Source organism: Natrinema amylolyticum (assembly GCF_020515625.1).
Classification (GTDB): Archaea; Halobacteriota; Halobacteria; order Halobacteriales; family Natrialbaceae; genus Natrinema; species Natrinema amylolyticum.
In genome coordinates this window covers 445,307-465,320 of record NZ_JAIWPJ010000002.1, presented here as the reverse complement: position 1 = coordinate 465,320, position 20,014 = coordinate 445,307, and the positions used below count along the sequence as shown (strand labels likewise).

General features: G+C 61.1%; 25 protein-coding genes and 2 tRNA genes. 7 read left to right on the top strand and 20 right to left on the bottom strand.

The window, feature by feature from the left end; all coding sequences use genetic code 11:
* Positions 1 to 2: 2 nt before the first annotated feature.
* Positions 3 to 152 (bottom strand): hypothetical protein, encoded by a 150-nt coding sequence (locus LDH66_RS12580; RefSeq protein WP_226481418.1) that lies wholly within the window; start codon positions 150 to 152, stop codon positions 3 to 5.
* A 90-nt stretch (positions 153 to 242) separates the two neighbouring features.
* Between LDH66_RS12580 and LDH66_RS12575 the strand changes: the two genes are divergently transcribed.
* Positions 243 to 1,250 (top strand): sodium:calcium antiporter, encoded by a 1,008-nt coding sequence (locus tag LDH66_RS12575; protein WP_226481417.1) that lies wholly within the window; start codon positions 243 to 245, stop codon positions 1,248 to 1,250.
* A 298-nt stretch (positions 1,251 to 1,548) separates the two neighbouring features.
* Here LDH66_RS12575 and LDH66_RS23130 read toward each other — a convergent pair whose 3' ends face one another.
* The 7 genes from LDH66_RS23130 to LDH66_RS12545 form a co-directional block, all read right to left on the bottom strand.
* The gene (locus tag LDH66_RS23130; RefSeq protein ID WP_319004363.1) at positions 1,549 to 1,740 is read right to left on the bottom strand and encodes a universal stress protein; all 192 of its coding nucleotides are present in this window, start codon (positions 1,738 to 1,740) and stop codon (positions 1,549 to 1,551) included.
* Positions 1,695 to 1,988 (bottom strand): hypothetical protein, encoded by a 294-nt coding sequence (locus LDH66_RS23125; protein ID WP_319004354.1) that lies wholly within the window; start codon positions 1,986 to 1,988, stop codon positions 1,695 to 1,697. Before LDH66_RS23125 ends, LDH66_RS23130 begins: the two co-directional genes overlap by 46 nt.
* A 284-nt stretch (positions 1,989 to 2,272) precedes the next feature.
* On the bottom strand, positions 2,273 to 3,475 hold the full coding sequence (locus LDH66_RS12565) for a tyrosine-type recombinase/integrase (RefSeq protein ID WP_226481416.1): 1,203 nt from the start codon (positions 3,473 to 3,475) through the stop codon (positions 2,273 to 2,275).
* A gap of 61 nt (positions 3,476 to 3,536) precedes the next feature.
* A tRNA-Gly gene (locus LDH66_RS12560) sits at positions 3,537 to 3,607 on the bottom strand.
* A gap of 174 nt (positions 3,608 to 3,781) precedes the next feature.
* On the bottom strand, positions 3,782 to 4,726 hold the full coding sequence (locus LDH66_RS12555) for a WD40/YVTN/BNR-like repeat-containing protein (protein ID WP_226481415.1): 945 nt from the start codon (positions 4,724 to 4,726) through the stop codon (positions 3,782 to 3,784).
* Positions 4,727 to 5,069: 343 nt separating this feature from the next.
* Entirely contained in the window at positions 5,070 to 5,771 is a 702-nt protein-coding gene (locus LDH66_RS12550) for a class I SAM-dependent methyltransferase (RefSeq protein WP_226481414.1), read from the bottom strand.
* A 150-nt stretch (positions 5,772 to 5,921) separates the two neighbouring features.
* A complete protein-coding gene (locus LDH66_RS12545) occupies positions 5,922 to 6,131 on the bottom strand; it encodes a hypothetical protein (protein WP_226481413.1) in 210 nt (69 codons plus the stop codon).
* Positions 6,132 to 6,515: 384 nt separating this feature from the next.
* Between LDH66_RS12545 and LDH66_RS12540 the strand changes: the two genes are divergently transcribed.
* The 3 genes from LDH66_RS12540 to LDH66_RS12530 all read left to right on the top strand — a co-directional run bounded on the left by LDH66_RS12540 (position 6,516) and on the right by LDH66_RS12530 (position 7,424).
* A tRNA-Ala gene (locus LDH66_RS12540) sits at positions 6,516 to 6,587 on the top strand.
* A gap of 277 nt (positions 6,588 to 6,864) precedes the next feature.
* A complete protein-coding gene (locus LDH66_RS12535) occupies positions 6,865 to 7,161 on the top strand; it encodes a DUF7563 family protein (protein WP_226481412.1) in 297 nt (98 codons plus the stop codon).
* Between the two features lie 5 nt (positions 7,162 to 7,166).
* Complete coding sequence (locus LDH66_RS12530) at positions 7,167 to 7,424, top strand: helix-turn-helix domain-containing protein (RefSeq protein ID WP_425492942.1); 258 nt, start codon at positions 7,167 to 7,169, stop codon at positions 7,422 to 7,424.
* 197 nt (positions 7,425 to 7,621) lie between these two features.
* Here LDH66_RS12530 and LDH66_RS12525 read toward each other — a convergent pair whose 3' ends face one another.
* From LDH66_RS12525 to LDH66_RS12510, 4 genes are all read right to left on the bottom strand, one after another.
* The gene (locus tag LDH66_RS12525; protein ID WP_226481411.1) at positions 7,622 to 8,422 is read right to left on the bottom strand and encodes a hypothetical protein; all 801 of its coding nucleotides are present in this window, start codon (positions 8,420 to 8,422) and stop codon (positions 7,622 to 7,624) included.
* An 832-nt stretch (positions 8,423 to 9,254) separates the two neighbouring features.
* Entirely contained in the window at positions 9,255 to 9,380 is a 126-nt protein-coding gene (locus LDH66_RS23390) for a DUF8053 family protein (protein WP_484549486.1), read from the bottom strand.
* Positions 9,381 to 10,204: 824 nt separating this feature from the next.
* Positions 10,205 to 10,600: a PIN domain-containing protein gene (locus LDH66_RS12515; RefSeq protein ID WP_226481410.1), complete on the bottom strand. Its 396-nt coding sequence runs from the start codon at positions 10,598 to 10,600 to the stop codon at positions 10,205 to 10,207.
* Positions 10,597 to 10,794, bottom strand: a complete 198-nt coding sequence (locus LDH66_RS12510; RefSeq protein WP_226481409.1) for an antitoxin VapB family protein — start codon at positions 10,792 to 10,794, stop codon at positions 10,597 to 10,599. The genes LDH66_RS12515 and LDH66_RS12510 overlap by 4 nt, the downstream gene beginning before the upstream one ends.
* Before the next feature lie 162 nt (positions 10,795 to 10,956).
* On the opposite strand from LDH66_RS12510, the gene LDH66_RS12505 reads away from it, so the two are divergent.
* Positions 10,957 to 11,283 carry a TRAM domain-containing protein gene (locus LDH66_RS12505; protein WP_226481408.1) on the top strand — a complete coding sequence of 109 codons (327 nt, stop codon included), beginning with the start codon at positions 10,957 to 10,959 and terminating at the stop codon, positions 11,281 to 11,283.
* Between the two features lie 202 nt (positions 11,284 to 11,485).
* Here the strand turns inward: LDH66_RS12505 and LDH66_RS22965 are convergent, their stop codons facing one another.
* From LDH66_RS22965 to LDH66_RS12475, 7 genes are all read right to left on the bottom strand, one after another.
* Complete coding sequence (locus tag LDH66_RS22965) at positions 11,486 to 11,614, bottom strand: hypothetical protein (RefSeq protein WP_264182383.1); 129 nt, start codon at positions 11,612 to 11,614, stop codon at positions 11,486 to 11,488.
* 172 nt (positions 11,615 to 11,786) lie between these two features.
* The gene (locus tag LDH66_RS12500; RefSeq protein WP_226481407.1) at positions 11,787 to 11,975 is read right to left on the bottom strand and encodes a hypothetical protein; all 189 of its coding nucleotides are present in this window, start codon (positions 11,973 to 11,975) and stop codon (positions 11,787 to 11,789) included.
* A 102-nt stretch (positions 11,976 to 12,077) separates the two neighbouring features.
* Positions 12,078 to 12,257 (bottom strand): hypothetical protein, encoded by a 180-nt coding sequence (locus LDH66_RS12495; RefSeq protein WP_226481406.1) that lies wholly within the window; start codon positions 12,255 to 12,257, stop codon positions 12,078 to 12,080.
* Between the two features lie 207 nt (positions 12,258 to 12,464).
* Positions 12,465 to 12,857 (bottom strand): helix-turn-helix transcriptional regulator, encoded by a 393-nt coding sequence (locus LDH66_RS12490; RefSeq protein WP_226481405.1) that lies wholly within the window; start codon positions 12,855 to 12,857, stop codon positions 12,465 to 12,467.
* A 336-nt stretch (positions 12,858 to 13,193) separates the two neighbouring features.
* Positions 13,194 to 14,000 (bottom strand): 5'/3'-nucleotidase SurE, encoded by an 807-nt coding sequence (gene surE, locus LDH66_RS12485; RefSeq protein WP_226481404.1) that lies wholly within the window; start codon positions 13,998 to 14,000, stop codon positions 13,194 to 13,196.
* Between the two features lie 65 nt (positions 14,001 to 14,065).
* Entirely contained in the window at positions 14,066 to 15,625 is a 1,560-nt protein-coding gene (locus LDH66_RS12480) for a small ribosomal subunit Rsm22 family protein (protein WP_226481403.1), read from the bottom strand.
* Positions 15,622 to 16,404, bottom strand: coding sequence for a prephenate dehydrogenase/arogenate dehydrogenase family protein (locus LDH66_RS12475; protein WP_226481402.1), 783 nt, complete (start codon positions 16,402 to 16,404; stop codon positions 15,622 to 15,624). The genes LDH66_RS12480 and LDH66_RS12475 overlap by 4 nt, the downstream gene beginning before the upstream one ends.
* A gap of 135 nt (positions 16,405 to 16,539) precedes the next feature.
* On the opposite strand from LDH66_RS12475, the gene LDH66_RS12470 reads away from it, so the two are divergent.
* On the top strand, positions 16,540 to 17,274 hold the full coding sequence (locus LDH66_RS12470) for a histidine kinase N-terminal 7TM domain-containing protein (protein WP_226481401.1): 735 nt from the start codon (positions 16,540 to 16,542) through the stop codon (positions 17,272 to 17,274).
* 78 nt (positions 17,275 to 17,352) lie between these two features.
* Positions 17,353 to 18,429, top strand: a complete 1,077-nt coding sequence (locus LDH66_RS12465; RefSeq protein WP_226481400.1) for an NAD(P)/FAD-dependent oxidoreductase — start codon at positions 17,353 to 17,355, stop codon at positions 18,427 to 18,429.
* Positions 18,430 to 18,435: 6 nt separating this feature from the next.
* Here the strand turns inward: LDH66_RS12465 and trkA are convergent, their stop codons facing one another.
* Positions 18,436 to 19,773 (bottom strand): Trk system potassium transporter TrkA, encoded by a 1,338-nt coding sequence (trkA, locus tag LDH66_RS12460; RefSeq protein WP_226481399.1) that lies wholly within the window; start codon positions 19,771 to 19,773, stop codon positions 18,436 to 18,438.
* Positions 19,774 to 20,014 lie beyond the last annotated feature (241 nt).

Here is a 20,014-nt window from a genome sequence, read left to right as displayed (position 1 = left end):
GATCAGCGGTCTGCCGTCTCGAACTGTCCCTGATCGAGCGGATCCTCGATATCACCGATCACTGCCTCGAGTAGGTCGCCGTCCTCGAGCACGTCGACCAGTTCGTTGATCGTATCACAGAGGATTTCCGAGTGATCGAGTCCGGTAGCCATCCACGGCTGTGATCCCTGAGAGTATTCAGAAGCGGTTACCTCCGTTCGAAGGAAACACATCTTTCATCGTGTGTCGACAAACGATAATCGATGCCAGGACTGCTTGGTTCCCTCATTCTCGCAGTCGTCGCAGCACTCGTCATCTGGAAGGGAAGCGGATACTTCGAGCAAGCGGCAGAGCGACTGAGTAAGCACTATGGGTTACCGGTTGCCGTCCATGGGGCCATCGTCGTTGCCATCGGCTCAAGTTTCCCCGAAATCAGTTCTCTCGTTATCAGTACGATCGTTCACGGCGAGTTCTCTCTCGGTGTCGGAGCGATCGTCGGGAGCGCCATCTTCAACCTCCTCGTGATTCCGGCTCTCTCAGCCCTCTCTAGTGAGGAACTGGAAGCGACCCGCGACCTCATTCACAAAGACGCCCAGTTCTACGTCATTAGCGTTCTCGTCCTGTTCATCATTTTCGCACTCGGTGCGACCTACGTTCCAGGGGGAACGAATCGCGCTGCGATCCTGACGCCTACGTTGGCTCTACTCCCACTCGCCACGTACGGAATTTACGTCTTTCTCCACCAACAGGATGCCAGTGAACACGTTGCTGACGATTCTCTCGATGTACGTCCGGCCCGAGAATGGGGAGCGCTTGCAGTGGGTCTACTTGTCATTGCCGTCGGCGTTGAGGGAATCGTCCGTGCCGCCCTCTCACTTGGAGCAATCTTCGACACACCGAGTTTCCTGTGGGGGTTGACCGTTATCGCTGCCGGAACGAGTCTGCCCGACGCATTCGTCAGTGTTCGCGCCGCTCAGAATGACGACAGCGTCACCAGTCTTACGAACGTTCTCGGAAGTAATACGTTTAACCTCCTGGTCGCTATCCCTGTCGGTGTCCTCTTAGCGGGGTCTGCGACCATCAACTTCCTCGCGGCGATCCCAACGATGGGATTTCTCGCGTTCGCTACGCTCGTATTTATCGTGTTCACTCGTACTCACCTCGAACTCACCGACTTCGAAGCATACGGTTTCCTCGGACTGTATGGGCTGTTCCTTCTCTGGATGATTCTCGAATCGATGGGCGTTATCGAGACTATCCAGGGAATTTAACCGATATCAGTCCACGTGATTTAACGAATATGTGTAATATAACAGGCACTTCTCACTGAGCAGTGCCTATATTTGATAGAAGTTTCAGTAACCAGTTCATAGATCTACCACTGTTGAGCGAACCGGAGGTTCGCGATGCACGCGAATCCTCAATTCGCTTGACCCGGGAAGTCGCGCCGTCGTTGGGTTCTATCCGACTGCTTGTGACAGCGACGCTCCTTCTCCGTTTACAGTGCGAAGGATGTCACCCTATACGCGTCGATTGGATACTGCATGAGTCGACATCCTATAGGCATATTCACGGCCGTGCTAGCAGTACAGACGTATCTACTGTGCGAATGACCCGATCGGACGTATTGCCGAGTAGCCGTTCTTTCAATCCAGAACGACCGCTTGCCTCCATGACGACGAGATCGGTATCGTGTTCGGCGACGTACGCCTCGATCACCTCGTGTGGATTGCCCTCACGAGTGTTTCGGTCGTAGCTGATCCCTGCCTCCTCGGCCGGTTCGCGGCGTCATCGAGGGCGGATTTAGCCTCCTCCTCGAGCGTCTCTGTGAGTTCGGGCGCGATGCTCCCAGATGCGCCTGCAGACAGTTCCGTTCCCATATCTATCACGTGGAGGAAGTGAACCGTCGGCTGATTGAACTGGACGAACACGGGCTCGTCGAGGAGGTCGAACGGGGGAAGTATCGGCTGACGCAATACGGCGAGCGATACCTTCGAGGACAGCTCCATACAGTTCCGACGAATGATGACACTGAAGCCCAAAGTTAGTGAATGCAGTAAAGCCAGACGGCCAGTCATGCCGATTCAGCTATGATCGTTCGCGAGCGTTCCTCTGTGTCCCAGCAAGGCTTCCAGGTGTCTCGGTTATCACACTTGTAGATCAACCGCTCAGAACCGAAGTGGGTGTGCTTACTCACCGCTCTTTATTCGCACTTGTTCTACGTATAACCAGCAGCACTGATGGGGAGTGTCAGCCAGAACATTAGTAGAAAGGTAGCAATTCCGATGAGTAATCATCCCATCTGCTCGAGTGCCGCCTTTCGTTCCTCGATCGGCGCTCGATCGTACCGTATCGTGGATTTGATGGACCGATGGCGTAACTGTGCTGCGGCCGCTTTCACCGTCAATTCGTTCGCCATGTACGTTCCAATGCTGTGGCGCATCGAGTACCACGTCAAGTCTCGATTCACCACTGCGATTCCGGCCTCCGCACAGATTTCTCTAAATATTCGGTTCAGTGATCCGGTCGAATACGGGTTTTCGAACCGAGTGAGCCAGAGCTGCTCCGTGTCCTCGTATTTCTCGCGACAGCTCCGCTCTTCAAGCCACTGTTCGACTGCCATCACCGTTCGGTCCGACAAGCTACATTGCCAGTGATCCGTGTTCTTCGCCGAATCCTCCTTCGGAATCCGTAACACGCTGTTCGCCGCGTCTATCCACGACGTCGTCGCTCGCCGCACTTCGATCGGGCGCAATCCGACATCTAGCGTCGTCCACAGTAGTGACGGTATCTTCCAGTCGTTCGCGGCTTCCCAGTCGTCTACCGTCACATCCTCCTTCGGCTTTCCCAATCGCTGCGCGAGGTACTGGCACCAGCTCTCGCGCTCGTTAGGCGTGACGGCGTCGTAGTCGGGAATCCCTCTATATTCGAGTGCAGCCTCCCGGATGCGCTCCCGTTCGTCACGCGTGAGAAAATCGCGCGGACTGTGGACCGATCGCGATACAAACGATATTTTCGGCTCCCATTCGACCGAGCTGCCGAACTCGTGTCGTTTCCACTTGAACAACGTCTGTGCCGCTTTCTGACAGCAGTGTTTGTAGCTCCGGGAGTAGTCCGTCTCTGCTAACTCTTCCATCCAAGCGTCCGCATGTGTCGGGGTGATATTCTCCGTATATCGGTTCTCTGCCTTCCACGTTTTTCGGTAGAGCGTATCGAGCCGGTACGAACGTTGACGAGTCGTCGAACGGGCGTAGCCGATCGATCGCTTCGGATCTTTTCCCTCGGAGAGCATCCAGTCGACGAGCTTGCTCCGGTGGTCTCGGTAGGAGACGCGCTGTCGAGGGTTAAGGTGTTTCACTGACGGTTCTGGTACGAGGACGATGTTCTCGGTTTCTTCACTCATAGGTCGATGGACCGTGTACTGTCTACGTGAGGAAACCCGGAAGCCACGAGTTACGTCTCGTCCAGTTTCGCGTGAACCCTGTTTGTGGGTCACTGGCTTACTGCACTGAGACGGTCTTCGCTCGAATGGATGCTGACGATACGGAGAACAGTGATGCGCGGACCGGGATTTGAACCCGGGCCATGAGCTTGGAAGGCTCAGGTCCTACCACTAGACCATCCGCGCGCATCCCCTGATTTCCGTTCCACGTTTAAGGCTCTTCCTTTTCCGATCCGCCTTCCGCTAGCGATTAGCCCGTATCAGTCGTATCGCTGCGCCGAAAAATAGCGGACCGTCAGGTATCGATCGGTTCCGCTCGAGCGAGCGCAACGACTCCGACGGCGTCGATATCGAGAGTGCTTACCGCTCGAGCAGCGTCCCGGCGGAGCCGACGGCGATATCGACGTCGCCGGTGGTGACGGCTTTGAGGTTCTCGCCGGACGGGGTCTCGTTCTGGACCCACTCGCCGCCTTCGAGTTCGAAGATCGCGCCGCCGCTGCCGACGGTGTAGCCGGTGCCGGCCTCGGTTTCGATGTCGAAGAGGGCGGCATCGCCGAGGCTCTCGGGGACCCAGCGGCTGCCGTCGTAGGCGAAGACGGAGGCGTTGCCGCCGCTGACGTAGACGTCGTCCGCGGCGTCGCTGTCGAGGCCGTAGTAGGTGACGCCGGCGTCCTCGATGCCGATCGGGTTCCAGGTGACGCCGTCGTCGGTGGCGAAGACCTTCCCGTTGGTGTCGATGACGTGGCCCGAGCGGGCGTCGTAGAACTCGATGGCCTTCAGCCCGGAGCCGCTGCCGGGCACCTCGTAGTTCCAGGTGCCTTCCTTGCCGTTGTCGAAGCTGTAGTGAACGGATCCGGAGTCGTCGGCCACGTACACGTCCGCTTCGCCGGCGGGGCCGGTGACGGCGACGTCGTTGAAGTTCGCCGTGAAGTCGTTGGGAGCCGAGCGATCGATCAGGTTGCCGGTGGTGACGTCGTACTCACCGATCGCACCGCTCGAGCCGACGAGCCAGAGCCGCTCGCCGTCGTCGGTGGTGTCGACGCCGTAGAGGTCGTTCCCGTTACCGGTGGGACCGCCCTGCAGGACGACCTCCCAGCCGTTCGCGGTGCGTTCGATGACCAGTCCAGCGCCCGCGACCGCGTGGGCGTTCGTGGCCGTGTCGGTGACGTCGTGGAGCGTGGTGTCGACCGGGGTCTCGACGATCGTCCAGTCGGACTCGGCGGCGGAAACCGTCGCGGGGACGGTAGCTGCGGCAAGCGATGCGCCTGCGACCTTCAGCGCCGAACGTCGGGTGAAGTCCGTCATAGCGCGTCCGGCACTGGCGACGACACATCCATAAAAGCCGGACGTTCTTCAGACGATTAACGTCCGTTCCGGACGTTTTACACCATTTCATTCCGTTCTCACTAACTGATAGTCGGCGGAAAAACAGCGGCGTTGGTAGGGTGAAAATACCGATTCGAATTTTCCATGGTAATCGGATGCAGGGAGCAGGGGAACAGTTGGTGATTCTACACGACGGTGCAATTCGGTTATCTCTCGCTCCCCCGAGTGGCGATCGGCGGCCGGGACGGCCTCGAGTTGCGCGGCTCGAGTCGAGCCGCGCGGATAGGACTTGAAATCGGCCACGGGTCATATGCAGGCTCGACTACCCGGTCGGCCCCGCGCCCGCGGCCGTCGCGTAACAGTTGCCACTCGAGAGCTCCCACTCGCGGAGCGCGAGGTCGCTGGCGGCGAGGTCGGCCTCGAACTCGTCGGGCGCGTAGATGTGATAGAATCGGTCGACCGGCTCGCCGCCGGGGAGGGTCCACTCGACCGTCGTGTCGAAGCCCTCGGTCGCGTCGAACCGGTCGTGGGCGGTCGACCACGCGCTGACGAGCGCGCGGCCGTCGGGGGCGAGCACCCGCGCGAGTTCGTCGAGACTGGCCCGGCGAGCCGCCCGCGTCGGCAGGTGATGCAGCGTCGCGACGTACACTGCGACGTCGACGCTGTTCTCGGCTAACGGCAGCGTCGCCGCGTCGCCCTGAACCAGTTCGACGTCGAACGCGCGCTCGCTTGCGCGCTCCCGACCGGTCTCGAGCAGGCCGCGGCTGACGTCGAGGCCGACGACGGACTCGCAGTCGGCGGCCAGTAGTTCGGCGTGGCGGCAGTTGCCACAGCCGAGGTCGAGCCCGACGCCGTCGGAGAGTCGGTCGGCGCTCGCGTGGGCGTCGACGAAAGATTCGACCTCGGGCCAGGCGTACTCCCGCGTGGACGCGAAGTGGGTCGCGATCCGGTCGTAGGTGTCGCGCACGGCCGCGCGTCGAGCGGTCTCGTCTCGGTTCGGCTCTCGGTCCTGGTCCCCGGCCATCGTCAGGTTTCCTCGCGGGACGCGCAAAAAGCGTTCGTAACCACTCGCGGTGGCATTCCGGCCAGCCGATACGGTCGAGACTGAAAGGGGCTGACGCGGGCTTTCGTGGTGTTCGAAGCGATCGGCTGTGACGGGAGTAGGGATCTAGTCTTACAGCCGACGAACGTCTCTCGGCGTGAGCCGACAGCCACACGGCCCGGCGACGTGGGTCATCGGTCCTCGAGACGTGACCGTGACCACCCGGTCGTCGCAGTGGGGACACGGCGGAAAGCTCGAGTGGCCGTCCGACTCGGCGGCGTCGGCGTCGGTGGACGCATCCGCCGCAACGGGCTCGGGCGCGTCCGGATTGCCGTCGGTCACTGTGGCGCTCCGTCGGGGGTCGGTTGCTGGCTCGAGTACGGACGATGCTGGCGCTGCTGTCGTGCGAGACGTTTATGTCTCGGTAGAATCAACTGGAACATGGCTTGCAAAGCCGTGGTAGGCTTGGAAGCCACGCTTCGGGTGTCTCAGCACCCGGGGCATTTCGACGCATGCCCCTCGCGGTGGTTTCGGAAACGTAGCTTCCATCGAAATACTGTTTGTAGTGTAACTTATAACTACTGGAATTATCGGTCCCCGAGGGTCTGAGCCGGTCTGCTCGAGGCGAGCGGGGCCGTTCGCCGGTGAGAGTGTGGGACCGTGACGGGGGCTCGAGGAATTCGAGGGGTTTATCTATTCCCGACGGGAACTGTGGGATGCGTACGAGGGCTCGTAGATCAGGGGTAGATCACTCCCTTGGCATGGGAGAGGCCCCGGGTTCAAATCCCGGCGAGTCCACTCGAAATTAACTGTTGTCTCGTGGGTTCCTGAAACTCGAGTAACAACCCTGTACTCGCTGTTATCCGGGGAATTCCGTTTTTCGAGAGTTCCATTTTTAACAGAGTTCACCACGGTTCCGTTCGGACCACGCCGCTGTCCGGCGATCAGTAGAGGGAGGTGGTCGGCGTGAGCCTCGAGCGCAGCGCCGAGTATCGACCAGTCTGTGCGTTCTGTGGGCTTTCGATCAAAAAGTCTGAGCAAGACTGCCCTGCCCTTGAAGAGGGGGGTGTCGGCCATGATGCGGTTCGATGTTGATGCGGACCAAGACCAGTGCCTCTGCTGTGGCTCACACGTCACGCCCCAGTTTCGGCGCGGGTTCTATGACGAGAAGGATCGGGCCCATCGCTGCACCACGTGCGATACCTACGATCGACTCTCCGACGGCAGCGCTGCCGGTCTGGATATCGGCAGCCCGGATCCGCTTGAGGATCCGACTCGGTTCCAGTCGGCTTTCGAAGATCTCCCCGAGAACGTGAAGGCCGCATGTCAGCCGGTCACGGCCGGCGAGATCGAGGCTGAGTCCATGAGGTAGTCGCGATGACGAGCGATCAGTCTCCGACCGACACGCAGGCTGCTCCGCTGACGGACGGGCAGGCGACACTGCTGGCAGCCGCCCTCGAGCACGGTTACTTCGAGGTTCCGCGTGGGATTACGCTGAACGATCTCGCCGACGACCTCGACTGCTCGCATCAGGCATTGTCGGGTCGGATGCGGCGCGCTCTCGGGAACCTCGTCGACACCGCACTCGCTGGCGGGCCGGAACCGGACACGGGGCTGTGGACTGGCTGGGGGTAGAGCTTGAGTCTCATCGCTGTCCTCGATGTTCAGTGTCCTCCCAACAAACCATGAAGAATGTGGATATCAGTACGGGACTCGGCCCCGACCTGGGGGCAAATTGTCCTCGAAGACCGGCTTTGCGGACAGTTCAATGATGATCCAATGAAAATTCTAATCCTTGGCCCTCACAACACATCACATTGAAAAGGACTTATTTACGTATTCACCTTTATCGATTCTGAAGAATCGTCGTGTTTTCTTATGCGAGCTCCACGATATCCGTTTGCGTCATCTGAGTAATAATAATCTGAGCTATTTGCGGACCCTGAAGCATTTACAACAGAATATAGTTCGACACCAATATCATAGTATTCATTACTATTCAAATTGAATTGTTTATACTTCGATCTCTCTTCATCATCTACGGTCACTGGCTCATCAATTATTTTGGAGTTTATTGCTCCATCACTGTGGCGTCTTGCAAAAATAGACATCTTAGTGGCACCAGTGTCTGAATTGCCATCTAGACCATATTGTGCAGTAATAGTATGATTCCCGTCTTCATGCGGTTTAAATGTAAGATATCCTCTTGAGTGACTCCACGCACTCCCATAAATTGCTGCCGAAGCATGCGTTCGAAGGTATGCCTCATTCGTGTAACAGCGTGGTACACTAGTATCACACCATCTTATTGGGTCAACAACTGAACCAGATCTTGCCCCTCCAGACCTTTGTTTATCAGTCTCTGATTTTGTAAATCTCACCCAATAGGGATAAGGTGATGAAGTATTTACAGTTTCACTACTTGTAATACTGTCCGTCGTAGTTTTTTCCTTATATTTAGTAGTTGAAGATAATAACCACTCTTCGCCTTCATCTTGCACCGTGATACTATTTTTAGAGCGGTCGTTTATCACTTCTAAATTTTCTTCTATAGACCATTCTGATTCTTTGATTTGATGGTGTGGTGGCTTTTGAGTCCATAATTCAGTAATATCGTTCTGAATCCCGTCCATATTCTTACTTTTCAGTATCGTATCTGTGACGATGTTTCTAAATTCATCCCGTTCTATTTTCCCTTTTTAACCGCTTATAAGGGCCTCGGACAACTTTTATGACTTTCCCCCCCCCCTTCTTTTTTTCCGTATCTTTCGATTATTTTGGACTGGAATTCGACCGGGAGTCTATGATCAGCTTGCTTCGCGGTCGCCCCCGAACTCGTTATTGCGCTTAATCCCATAATTGATCCAGCCGTCGTTATAATATTTCTTCTATTCATGGCAGTTAAGAATTATTTTTCTGTAGTATATAACTTCCTATATTAGTATGAATAATATTATACCTTTAATATATTTTTTAATATAATAAATTCGAACTAATAGCCGAGGAGAATGCTTAATTTTTATCGGAAATAAAACAGAACTTCTTTTACAATCCGGAAATGATGTGAAATATATGGATGCCAGCAACCGTGACCTTATTGACCAAATTGGACGTATCCTTGTGGTAGGAATACTGATCTACATTACCGCATTTGTTATTTCGTTCCTCCTGAGTATGTTCCAAATGGCTCTTGACCCAATACTCGTAGTCCTTCTTTCTTTTATCGTCGTTGTTACTAGCTTAGCACTCTACTACGGCTTTCGCTAATCAGCACTATTGCATATAGGCGTTACAACAGTATGATATTATAGAAGGCGTTTCACAGATATAATCTCGGGGAAAGGAGATGTCCGTCTCAAAAAGTTTGTTAAGATTCTTGTCCTCGTCGGTGTCATGGACACGAATCTATTGGGTAGTCATTTGGATCGATCAAAGATACCTCCCACGTTCCTGCATCTGTCCGCGTCACTCGCACTGCTGATCTTTTACGTTCCCCTCGTCATCGACCAATCCAAGCGCCCGAAGTTCGTTCTTCGGAAGCAGAACACCGCCCGACGTACGACCAACCTGTACCAACTGATGGATTGGCATTGCTACATTTCTACCTGTATCTGAATTTATTTAAATACTATCTATATTAATACGAAAATGTGATATTCAAGAGCGCTATCACTGTAGACATACTTCTCAAAGTGAGGTGCTCGTGACCTGCAAATGAGCGACTTCAGCCTAAAGAATTGCACCCCAGAGTGGAACGCACTCGCCCGGACACCCGATAGACTTGCCGCCCAGGTCGTCGCAATCGTCACCGACGAAATTGTCGCGAGTGCCTGCGGTCTCGAGTCCAATGATTAGACCACACTTGACCGAGGAGACAGTCCCGTCTCTGCGAGACGTGTGCGAAACACTTCGGCGGTACGGGTCCCCGTCCGGTCACCTTCCAAGAACTAGTGACGCTTCCAATCGACTCTGCTCTCGGCCTGGAGTCGTTCGGCAGCTCGCTGCATCCAGCGGTCGATCGTCTTATCAGTGACGTCGACGATCGGCTCGTCCGGTGCGATCCCAGCAGCGTCAGTGGGAGTCGATATACGTCACTAACTCATCGAGAACCGGCGGCTGGCGGTAGTGTTCTTGTTTCGTGATGAGAAGACTCTCAAGGAGGTCTACCACAACTGGAATCTCCTCACGATCGCCTTCACGAGAGCGATCAGGCACACATAGAGCTCGAACACCGCGAGGCGGTACTAACACAACGACTGGTCATCGTCTGGGTCGATATCCCTATCAGGCAGAAATTGTGGCACATCAACCCCGGCCTCGAGAAGGTCCTCGAGCGGTCGTCCCACCAACACACTGAACCGACGGGAGGCTACGGCGGCCACTCGAGAACGAGCACGCACCCTGAGATACCAGATTCAGTCCGCTCTGAGGTTCGTCACGTGCAGTGTGGACTCGAGGGCGTCCGTTCGAAAGTCGGAATCCGCAACGACGAGGTGATCGCCGGTCGAGCGAGCGGTCGCCGCGATCATGAGGTCGCGAACGGCCATCCGGTCGCCGTCGGTGAGGAGTTCGTCTCGGAGCCGGGCGGCCTCGAGCGCGATATCTTCGTTGAACGCGAGGGAATGAACGCCGCCGAAGTGCTGTCGCTCCGCACGGAGATCGGGTTCGCCGCTGCCGAGCGTTCCGGCGAGGACCTCGTAGACGCAAATCGCCGAGGTGAGATACGGTTCGTCCTGTGATTCGACGTACTCGACGGTGTCGTCGACGCCCTCGAGCATATCGATGATGACCGAGGAATCGAGAAACGTCATCCCTCGAAGCTCTCTCGAGACCGATTGATGGCATCGCGGGCGCGATCGGCGGTGTCCGAATCCCACGCGCCGACGGTGATCGGCTCCTCGTCGCTCGCCAGCCGCTCGAGCAATTCGTCGAAACTCTCGTCATCGCGCTTGAGGCGATCGAGCTTCGCTTTCGTCTCGTCCGAGACGCGAATGGAGGTGCTCATGTGTATGCATCGCGTATGCAGAATCTAAGTCCTTTCGCCGCGAACCGGGTTTCCCGTGCTCTCGTCGAACGGATCTACTCGATGCGCTCTCGCGTCGACCGAATACTACTCTCGCGGCGAGCCAGCGGCACCCTTTTAGGAAACAGTCGCGTCGATGGCGACGTGGGACGCTATCAGCCGGGAAAACACGACTCGTTCATCAAGTGCGATACGCCCCGATGCGGGGCGAACAACGCGCCGGAAGGGTCCGCGGAGTACGACACTGACTGCTGGCGATGCGGCGAATCCCTCGGCGGGAAACCCGAAGTCGGTGACGAGGTCACCGTCGACATCGTCGACGAGCAGTCCGACGGCACGCTCGTCTGCAAGACCGAGAGCGGCTTCGTCCTCTTTCTCGAGGAAGACATCGCGGCGATCGAGGCCACGGTCCGCGTGACGAGCGTCGACGAGACCCACGGGGAAGCGGACCTCGTCGAAACGGGATCGTAACCTCCACGGTCAGAACCGATCGCCCGCCGACCGAGTCGAGTCGGATCACGTTCGCGACGAAGAGTTCTACCGCCCGCCCGCACGGAACGAGAGCCGTCGGTCCGCGCGAACACGCGCTCGCACCGATACGGTCGCCCCGCTCACGGGCACTCGAGGCCGCCGTCACGAGGCGACGATCGACTCACGAGGGCGGAACCGCCGGTTAGAACAGGCCTCTGAGAGCGACCAGGGCGACCCCGGAGAGGACGATGAAGCTGAGGAATCCGATGAAGATGAGTCCCGCCTGTCGTCCGGTGAGCGATTCGCCGTCGAGGAATTCGTCGACGTCCATAGGCGGTGATCGCAATTCGTCCGCTTAAACGTGATGGTCCGTTCAGCGAGACGGTCACGGATCTATCGACTCGAGGGCGAGCCGAGCGGGAGAGCCGCGGCTGGTCGACCAGTCGAAATCGAGACGATCCATTTCGGCCGCGTTCAATCCGTGATCGAGCCGGGGCGACTGCTCACTCCGAGGAATCTCCCCCCGAATCGTCGTCGGATTCTTCGACGAGGTCGAACTCGGTCGCTCCGCACGAACAGCCGTCTTGACCGATGATCCGGATCTCGCCAGTGGGCCACTGCCGGGCCGCATAGATCGATCCGCACTCTGTGCATGCTGCAAGCACCCGCGTTACGTCGTCTTTGTGTGCCATCCCCACCAGAGATATAGCAGAAGGATGGAATGAACGTTTCCACTCGCGGAACGTTCACGCGGAACCGAACCCGTCGCCGTCGGTCGAAACGACGGCCCGAATTCAGTCGGGGTAGACCACGTACCCGCGCGTCTCGAGCTCCTCGACGATCGCGTCGGGAACCGCCGCGTCCGAACCGCTCGTGTCGTCGTACTCGAGTTCGTTGTCACCGACGACCTCGAACGCGTAGTCAGTTCCCTCATAGTCGACGATGACCTGGGCGTCCTCGATCGTGAGCTCCATCGGAATCGAATCGTCGTACGTCGATGGGACGGATAAACCTGGGCCGGGAGACGGCCGGGGTACCGAACCGGTCGCGACGCCGACGGGGCGGTGAATCGCCACTCGAGAGCGACCCGGAGAGAGAAAGAACAGTCGTGGACCGTCGGTGGACTCGAGTCGACTCTCCCTGCCGGCGGATCCGATCACTGGCCGCGGATATCGGTCGCGTTACTCGTTGAGATGGCCGCGATAGCCCTTGGGTTCGAACCCGCGCCGGCAGATCACGCGCTTGCGACCGACGGTGATAGCACTGATCTGGTCCTCGTCTTCCATGCGGTCGATGACGTCCTCGAGGCGTTCCGTCGACCAGCCGGTCTCCTCGCGGACGGTCGATTGGTCGACGCGGCCGCCGCGTTTGACGAGCAGTCTGAGAACCTTGTCTTCGTCGGGGAGGTCGTGTTCATCGACGCCGTACTCGATTTCTTCGGCGTAGCTTAACGTTTCGTCCTCGGATTCCTCGCTCGATTCCTCGGCGGCCGTCGCGGACTCGTCCGATGGGGAGTCGTCGGTCGACCCGCTCCAGAGAGACGACAGACGAGCCCAGAGTGTATTGAATACCATGTATGGATCACGCTCCGTTGGGACTACCACAGCTTGAACGCCCACCTACCTTGATTTTATGTTTTGTATGTGCCATGATCGGATTCCGTCAGTTATGGTATGACTATCGTGACGGCCCCGTCGTCGAATAGCGGCCGCCTTGCGACCCGCAAGTCAGTTATCACTTTCCGCGACCGACAGGCTCGCCGACCAACGCGATTCGGACGGTCGTCGACACGTACCAGACGACCGATACTGCGTAATCGCCGGTTTCCGAGCCTCACATCCGGATGTACGACACGGCCGTGGACCCGTCGATACCACGATCGAGCCGGTCTCTCGAGCGAGTGATCGGCGTCACCGGTCGGTCGACGCGACGGCGTCGGAGTACGCGTCAGCGAGCGCATCGAGGGTGTCGTGGTGGTTCGTCGTGTGGGGCGCGGTCAGCGGCGAGACGCTGATGTGGCCCTCGACGACGGCGCGGCGGTCGGTGCCCTCGGGATCGGGAAGCGAGTCGGGGGTCATGTCCTCCCAAACGCGGTCGTGAAGCGTGACGTGGCCGCCCTCGCGTTCGGCGTCCATCTCGTAGCGCTTCGAGGGACGCGTGATCTCGATCGGCGCGGGCTCGCCGTCCGGCAGCGGGACGTTGACGTTGAGATAGGCCGCGTGATCGAAGACCCCCGCCTCGAGCGCGTTCTCAGCGAGATACGAGGTGACGCGCGCGGCTTCGGCGTACTCCTCGGCCGTCACCTCGACGTCCTCGAAGGGCGTGTCGTCGACGGGGACGTACAGCGACGTCGCGATCGCGGGGACGTCGAAGAAGGCGGCCTCGACGGCCGCACTGATCGTGCCCGAGCGCCCGAGGACGTACTCCCCGAGGTTCGCGCCCTTGTTACACCCCGCGACGACGAGGTCGGGATACGGGCCGAGTTCGGCGAGGCCGGCCACGACGCAGTCGGCCGGCGTCCCGTGGACCGCATAGCCCAGGTCGCGCTCGTCAACTTCGACTTCGTGGGAGAGCGACCGGCCGCAGGCGCTCCGGTCGTCGGCCGGGGCGACGACGGTCACGTTGGCGTGCTCGGAGAGGGTGTCGTACAGCGCCCTGATACCGGTGCTGTCGATCCCGTCGTCGTTGGTCAACAGGATCTCGCGGTCGTCGCTCATGTCAGCCCGCTCGGCCGGCGGCGCGAAAAGCCCACCGCTTCCGTACTCCGATCGGCGACCGGGACTCAGGCGATCCGGTCGACGATCGTCTCCTCGTCGACGACCAGGTTGTACGCCTCCTCGTCGTCGTTCCAGAGCGCGAGGATCCCCTCGAACGACAGCACGTCACCGTAGTCAGCCTCGAGCAGCGGTCGGTTGAGCGCGGTCTCCTTCGTGACGACGGCGTAGTGATCGGTGTCCTCGCTGCCGTCGCTGATCTTGAACAGGGGGTTCGACCGCCCGCTCCCGCGACCGCCGTTCCCGGAGCCGGAGAGCGATCGGCTGAGCTTCGCCGCGACGAGGTCGATTCGCTCGGTGACGTGGCGCTCCATCTCGGCCATCTTCGCCCACTCGTCGGTCTCGAGGGCCATGTCGATCCGCCGCCGGCCGTCGAGCCGCAGTTGCGAGTAGGAGAACTGCACGTCGACGTTGACGAACTCGCCGGCGGCATGTTCCTCGTCGTCCGGCGCGCTCTCGTCGAGTCGGCGCTGCACCGCGGGCACGTCCAGATCCGGCCGGACGTCGAACGACCAGCCGCGATCCGACGGCGTCTCGCCGGGCCAGAGCCGAACCGCGGGGCCGTAAACGGTTACTTCGCCGCGCCGGTACCGCTCCGCGTCCCCGGCGGCGGTCGTCTCGAAGTCGACGGCGTCCCGGTCCCAGAGCCGCTCACCCTCGAGTTCGCGTTCCACCTCGCGCAGTTGCACGCTGGTGTTCTTGTCCGCGGGTGCCATCGCGAGGAAGGTGCCGTCCGGCGCGAGCGTCTCGAGGAACGACCGCGTGACGGCGGCGGGATCCTCGAGTTCGCTCAGGACGTTACAGGCGAGAACGAGATCGAAGCCGTCATCAGGCGCGGTGGGATCGAACCTGTCGCCGCTCCCGTCACCGCCGACGGCCTGGCTCGGATCGAACGCCTCCGCGGTCGTCCGGTGAATCGTCGGATGTACGTTCCGTCCCGTCTCGGCGAGCAACGCCTCGAGGACGTCCGCGGCGGCGCTCGGCTCGACCGCGTGGTACTCGAGCAGGGCGTCGTCGGGCAAATAATCGCAGAGTCCGAGCGCGGGGCCGCCGACGCCCGCCCCGAGATCGAGGACGCGGAGGGTGCGGTCGAGCAGCCCGCGATCCGCGATGTCGTCGAGCGCGTACTGGATCGCCGCGTAGTAGCCGGGCAGGTGATAGATCGCGTAGCCCGCGGCGACGTCGTCGTCGTACTCGACGGAGCGGCCGTCGAGGTAGTCGGCTTTGAACCGGCGGATCGTCGACCGGAGCAGGTCACCGGACGCCCCGTTCTCCCAGTTCGGCCCGTAGCGCTCGACGAGCAGGTCCTCGAGCCGGCGCTCGTACGCGGCGGGGAACCGCTCGACCGGTCCCCGACGGGGAGAAACCGGCTCGTCGTCGACGGGGACGAACGTGCCGTCGTCCCGTTCGATCAGCTCGAGGTCGGCGGCCTCCTCGCGGAGCTGTTGCCTGACGACCGCCGGGTGCGGGTTCCCCGAGACGTACTCGCAGATCTCCTCGGGGTCGATCGGCCGGACGTTACGCAGATACTTCGCGTTCGATCGAATAGATTCGCGTTGGTCGTTCACTCCGTGTCACCCCCGGTATCGTCCTCGCGTCCCTCGGCGCGGTGCTCCTGCCAACCCGCCGCCGCTTCCCGATACAGCGACTCGAGTTCGTCGGCGTCGGCGGCTGCGATCTCGGCGGCCGCGTCGGCGACCGCGTCCGCACCGTCGAACGTCGCCTGAATGTCGGCGTAGACCCGCGGTGTGCCGCCGGTCACCTGCTCGGCGAGTCGCCGCAGCCCCCGATAGATCGGGGTTTCGAACCCCGACGGGACCGACTCCGCGGCCAGCGCGAAGGAGAGGACCGCGGCGTGGGCCGCCGACTGCACCGATTCCATGGCCTCGTCGTGCTCGGCCGCCGTCGTCTCGAGCAGCGCGTTGCCCCGCGCCTCGAGACCCGCGAGGAGTTCGTCGGTCACCGGTCCCGATCGGTCGCGAACGACGGCGATCGAGCCGGGTGCCCGCTCGGGCGCGAAAAGCGGGTGCAGGCTCACCCGTTCCAAGTCGGGAGCGTGTCGCGCCATCGCCGCGATCGCGGGTTCCATGACGCCGGACACGTCGACGATCGCCCGCTCGGCCCGCTCGGCCTGGTCGGCGATCGCGTCGGTCACGTGGGTCATCGGCACCGCGAGGCAGACGACGTCGTACGTCGTCTCGGCCTCGAGGGCGGCGACGTCGCCGCCGACCGCATTCGCCGCGGCCGTCGCCGCGTCTCGGTCGAGATCGGCGAACGAGACTCGGGCGTCGACGGCGTCCCCGAACCACGTCCCCATCGACCCCGCGCCCACGATCAGTACGTCCATCGCCCGGTCCTACCTGCCGACGTTGCAAAAGCCGTTCGATCGACCGACCCGGGTAATCCGCCGGTCACCGGCCGACGAGCGATCGTCCCGATCCTTTGCCAGAATATACAAGTCAGTTCCACTGAGAGTGAGTGTATGAACTCCGCCCAGTTGATTTCCGCAACGCTCGCAACTGGGGCTGTGCTCGTCGTCCTGACGACGTATCCCTACTTGGCGACCGCGATCGCCTACCGGGACCGCGACAACGGCCTCTCGTATATCGTCTTCCTCATGGGCGTCGCGGTCTGGAACGGCCTGTTCGCCGCACAGGTGATGGACCCGAGACCGATCGTGAAGGGGTTCTTCTTCAGCATCGCGACGCTGGGTGCTGTGTTGGCCGGAGTCGGGTGGTTGCTGTTCGCCAGCACGGCGAGTAGCACGCCGTCGCTGCCCTATCGAGAGACGATCTATCGGCTCGTCGCGCTGCTGGCCGGCCTCGAGATCGCGCTCGCGATCACCAACCCGGCACACGCGCTGTACTGGCAGATCGCCGGCGGATCGTCGGACTCGCTGGCGTTTACCGTGATCGACCCGAACGTCGGCTACTGGATACACACGGCGTTTCTCGTCGCGTTGTTCGGGGCAGGCACCGTCCTCTTCGGCCTCGCGTGGCGACGCGGGACCGACGTCCGATACACGCGCAGTTACGCCATCGTCGGGGCCGCGACGACCGCGGCGATCGTCGGCAGCAACGTCTTCTTCACCGGGACCGCATCGCTGGCACCGCTCGTCGCCGGCTCCCTCACGACGATCGGTTGGGTACAGGCTCAACAGAAACGGTATCTCCAGCTCCCGCGGCCGTACCGGTGGATCGGCAACTTTCTGCAGTGACCGCGCGGCTCGGTCGGCTGTCGGAACCCAACTGGTTCGGACCACGATATTTCATTGCTCGAGTCCCAACCCCCGTCCATGGTACGAATCGGGATCGTCGGCGCTGGAGCGGCCGCCGCGGCCGCGACCGCTGCCCTCGACGGAGCCGCGACCGAGACGGAGATAACGGTCCTGGAGAAGTCCCGCGGGCTCTGCGGCCGCGCCGCGACGAGGCGGCGGGACGGGGTCGTCTACGACTACGGCGCGAACTACGTGAAGACGGACGACGAGCGGGTGGTCGACCTGCTGACCGAGACGCTCGACACCGAGGGGCTGGTCGATATCACGGCGCCGGTCTGGACCTTCGATAGCGACGGGGCCGTCGCCGAGGGAGACGACCGCGACGAGCACAAGTGGACCTACCGACAGGGGCTGACCCAGATCGCAAAGCGGCTGTTCGCCCGGACCGACGCGACCGTCGAGCGGGAGACGCGCGTCGAGACGGTGATCCGAAACGGCGAGGGAGACGGAGCCGAGACCGGTCGCTGGCACCTCAAGGACGCCGACGGCTCCCGATGGGGCCCCTTCGACGTCCTCCTGTTGAACCCGCCGGCACCCCAGACCGCCGCCCTGCTTCGCTCAGCCGAGTGGGACGCCGACCTGCGTGATCGCCTCGCGGACGCCATCGACGAGGTTCCCTTCCGGACGATCTGGACCGGGGTCTTCCACTATCCCTTCGAACTCGAGCGGCCCTACTACGCGCTCGTCAATACGGACAAGGAGCACGAAATCGGATGGATCGGCCGCGAGGAGTGTAAGCCCGGCCACGTCCCCGACGGCGAGTCGCTGCTGGTCGTCCAGGCCAACCACGGGTGGTCGGTCGACCGCTACGACGAGCCACCCGAACGGAACTGCGAGCGGCTCGCGGCCCTGACCGCCGACCTGCTGGACGACGAGCGCCTGCGCGAACCGGACTGGACCGACCACCAGGGGTGGCGGTACGCCCTGCCCGAGGACGGCGTCGCCCGCGACCCGCTCCAACTGGCCGAGGCCGACGGGCTGTACTGTCTGGGCGACTGGGTCGCCGGCGAGGGGCGACTCCACGCGGCGCTCCGGAACGGTCTCGAGGTCGCCGACCGGATCACGGACGCTGACCGGGTCACAGACGCCGATTGAGGCGGGTCACATCACTGACGTGACTTCGTCTAACACCGTGGTATCGACGAAGACGACCACGTGATCGCCGCCCTCGATGACTGTCTCGCCGCGCGGCGTGATCAACTCCCCCGCGCGGCTGATCGCACCGACGACGACGCCGTTCGGCAGGTCGGCCATCGCGTCCTGAATCCGCCGCTCGAAGAGCACGCTGTCGGCGTCGACCTCGATCTCGAGGACCTCGGCGCGGTCGGACTCGAGCATGGCGACGTTTTCCGTCCGCTGCTCGCGCGTGAATCGGGTAATCTCCTCGGAAGTGACGAGGCGGGGATTGACGCCGACGTCGATCCCGACCGTCTCGAAGAGGTCGACGTACTCGCCGGACTCGACGAGGCCGATGGTGCGCTCGACGCCGATCCGTTTGGCCAGCAGGGAGACGAGCAGGTTCTTCTCGTCGTTCTCGAGGGCGGCGACGACGATGTCGGACTCGTCGACGTGTTCCCGGACGAGGAAGTCGATGTCCGTCGCGTCGCTCTCCAGGACTAGCGTCTCCGGGAGCTTCTCGGCCAGTTCCCGCGCTCGCTCGGGGTCCCGTTCGACCAGCCGCGGCTCGAGTCCCTCTTCCTCGAAGAGCCGAGCCGTCTGATAGCCGATCTCGGTGCCGCCGACGATGACGATCTCGTTCGCGTCCTCGAGAGTCGGTTCGGGCGTCAGCGACCCCGCGAAGGCGCGGACGCTCTCCCGCGAACCGATGACGACGATGGCGTCTCCCGCCCTGATGAGTGTCTCTCCCTGCGGGATGACGATATCGTCGTCACGGAGCAACGCGGCGAAGGTCAGCGATTCGAACCGATCGGCCTCGGAAACCGTCTCGCCGGCGATGGGACTGTCGGGGCCGACTTCGAACTCGGCCATCTGAACGAGTCCGCCGGCGAAACTCTCGACGTCGTGCGCCCCGGGAAGGCTGGCGATTCGAACGATCGTCTCGGCGGTCTGCAGGTCCGTACAGACCATGAAGTCGACGCCGAACGCGCCCTTCGACTGCTCCCAGGTTCGCAGCAGGTTCGTCTTCTTGACGCGGGCGATCGTGAACGGGTCACCGACGGCCTTCGCCGCCCCGCAGACGACGATATTGGTCTCGTCGACGTCGGTGCTCGCGATGACCAGGTCCGCCTCCGCGATGCCGGCCTCCCGCAGCGTCTCGATCGAGGTGCCGTCGCCCCGAATCGCCAACACGTCGTGGGAATAGGTGACCGCCTCGACGCGATCGGGGTCCGTGTCGATGACGATCACGTGGTGGTCGTCGTCGAGGCTCGCGGCGATGTTCGATCCGACTTCGCCCGCACCGACGACGATCACACGCATCGAGGCCTCACCAGCGGGGATCGCTGTCTCGAGTCGGCGCAGATTCTGTTCATATCTATACTGTCAACCGCCGAGCAGTAAGTGGGTTTGGCATGATCTGGGAAGCTGGTTGCTCGACCTCGGGAGACCGTGCACGACATCGCGGATCGATCAGTGGAGACGGATTACGTACCCACTCCGGGCTGATCTCCTGACCCGTGGCGGCGCGCGCTGACGGCCGGCCGAACGACAGTGAGGACGA

Excerpts from the sequence above, each read along its gene's own strand:
- LDH66_RS12580 (WP_226481418.1), bottom strand. The coding sequence starts at position 152 with ATGGCTACCGGACTCGATCACTCGGAAATCCTCTGTGATACGATCAAC.
- LDH66_RS12575 (WP_226481417.1), top strand. The coding sequence starts at position 243 with ATGCCAGGACTGCTTGGTTCCCTCATTCTCGCAGTCGTCGCAGCACTC.
- LDH66_RS23125 (WP_319004354.1), bottom strand. The coding sequence starts at position 1,988 with ATGGAGCTGTCCTCGAAGGTATCGCTCGCCGTATTGCGTCAGCCGATA.
- LDH66_RS12555 (WP_226481415.1), bottom strand. The coding sequence starts at position 4,726 with ATGACGGACTTCACCCGACGTTCGGCGCTGAAGGTCGCAGGCGCATCG.
- LDH66_RS12550 (WP_226481414.1), bottom strand. The coding sequence starts at position 5,771 with ATGGCCGGGGACCAGGACCGAGAGCCGAACCGAGACGAGACCGCTCGA.
- LDH66_RS12535 (WP_226481412.1), top strand. The coding sequence starts at position 6,865 with ATGATGCGGTTCGATGTTGATGCGGACCAAGACCAGTGCCTCTGCTGT.
- LDH66_RS12530 (WP_425492942.1), top strand. The coding sequence starts at position 7,167 with ATGACGAGCGATCAGTCTCCGACCGACACGCAGGCTGCTCCGCTGACG.
- LDH66_RS12525 (WP_226481411.1), bottom strand. The coding sequence starts at position 8,422 with ATGGACGGGATTCAGAACGATATTACTGAATTATGGACTCAAAAGCCA.
- LDH66_RS23390 (WP_484549486.1), bottom strand. The coding sequence starts at position 9,380 with ATGCCAATCCATCAGTTGGTACAGGTTGGTCGTACGTCGGGCGGTGTT.
- LDH66_RS12515 (WP_226481410.1), bottom strand. The coding sequence starts at position 10,600 with ATGACGTTTCTCGATTCCTCGGTCATCATCGATATGCTCGAGGGCGTC.
- LDH66_RS12510 (WP_226481409.1), bottom strand. The coding sequence starts at position 10,794 with ATGAGCACCTCCATTCGCGTCTCGGACGAGACGAAAGCGAAGCTCGAT.
- LDH66_RS22965 (WP_264182383.1), bottom strand. The coding sequence starts at position 11,614 with ATGGACGTCGACGAATTCCTCGACGGCGAATCGCTCACCGGACGACAG.
- LDH66_RS12500 (WP_226481407.1), bottom strand. The coding sequence starts at position 11,975 with ATGGCACACAAAGACGACGTAACGCGGGTGCTTGCAGCATGCACAGAG.
- LDH66_RS12495 (WP_226481406.1), bottom strand. The coding sequence starts at position 12,257 with ATGGAGCTCACGATCGAGGACGCCCAGGTCATCGTCGACTATGAGGGA.
- LDH66_RS12490 (WP_226481405.1), bottom strand. The coding sequence starts at position 12,857 with ATGGTATTCAATACACTCTGGGCTCGTCTGTCGTCTCTCTGGAGCGGG.
- surE (WP_226481404.1), bottom strand. The coding sequence starts at position 14,000 with ATGAGCGACGACCGCGAGATCCTGTTGACCAACGACGACGGGATCGAC.
- LDH66_RS12475 (WP_226481402.1), bottom strand. The coding sequence starts at position 16,404 with ATGGACGTACTGATCGTGGGCGCGGGGTCGATGGGGACGTGGTTCGGG.
- LDH66_RS12470 (WP_226481401.1), top strand. The coding sequence starts at position 16,540 with ATGAACTCCGCCCAGTTGATTTCCGCAACGCTCGCAACTGGGGCTGTG.
- LDH66_RS12465 (WP_226481400.1), top strand. The coding sequence starts at position 17,353 with ATGGTACGAATCGGGATCGTCGGCGCTGGAGCGGCCGCCGCGGCCGCG.
- trkA (WP_226481399.1), bottom strand. The coding sequence starts at position 19,773 with ATGCGTGTGATCGTCGTCGGTGCGGGCGAAGTCGGATCGAACATCGCC.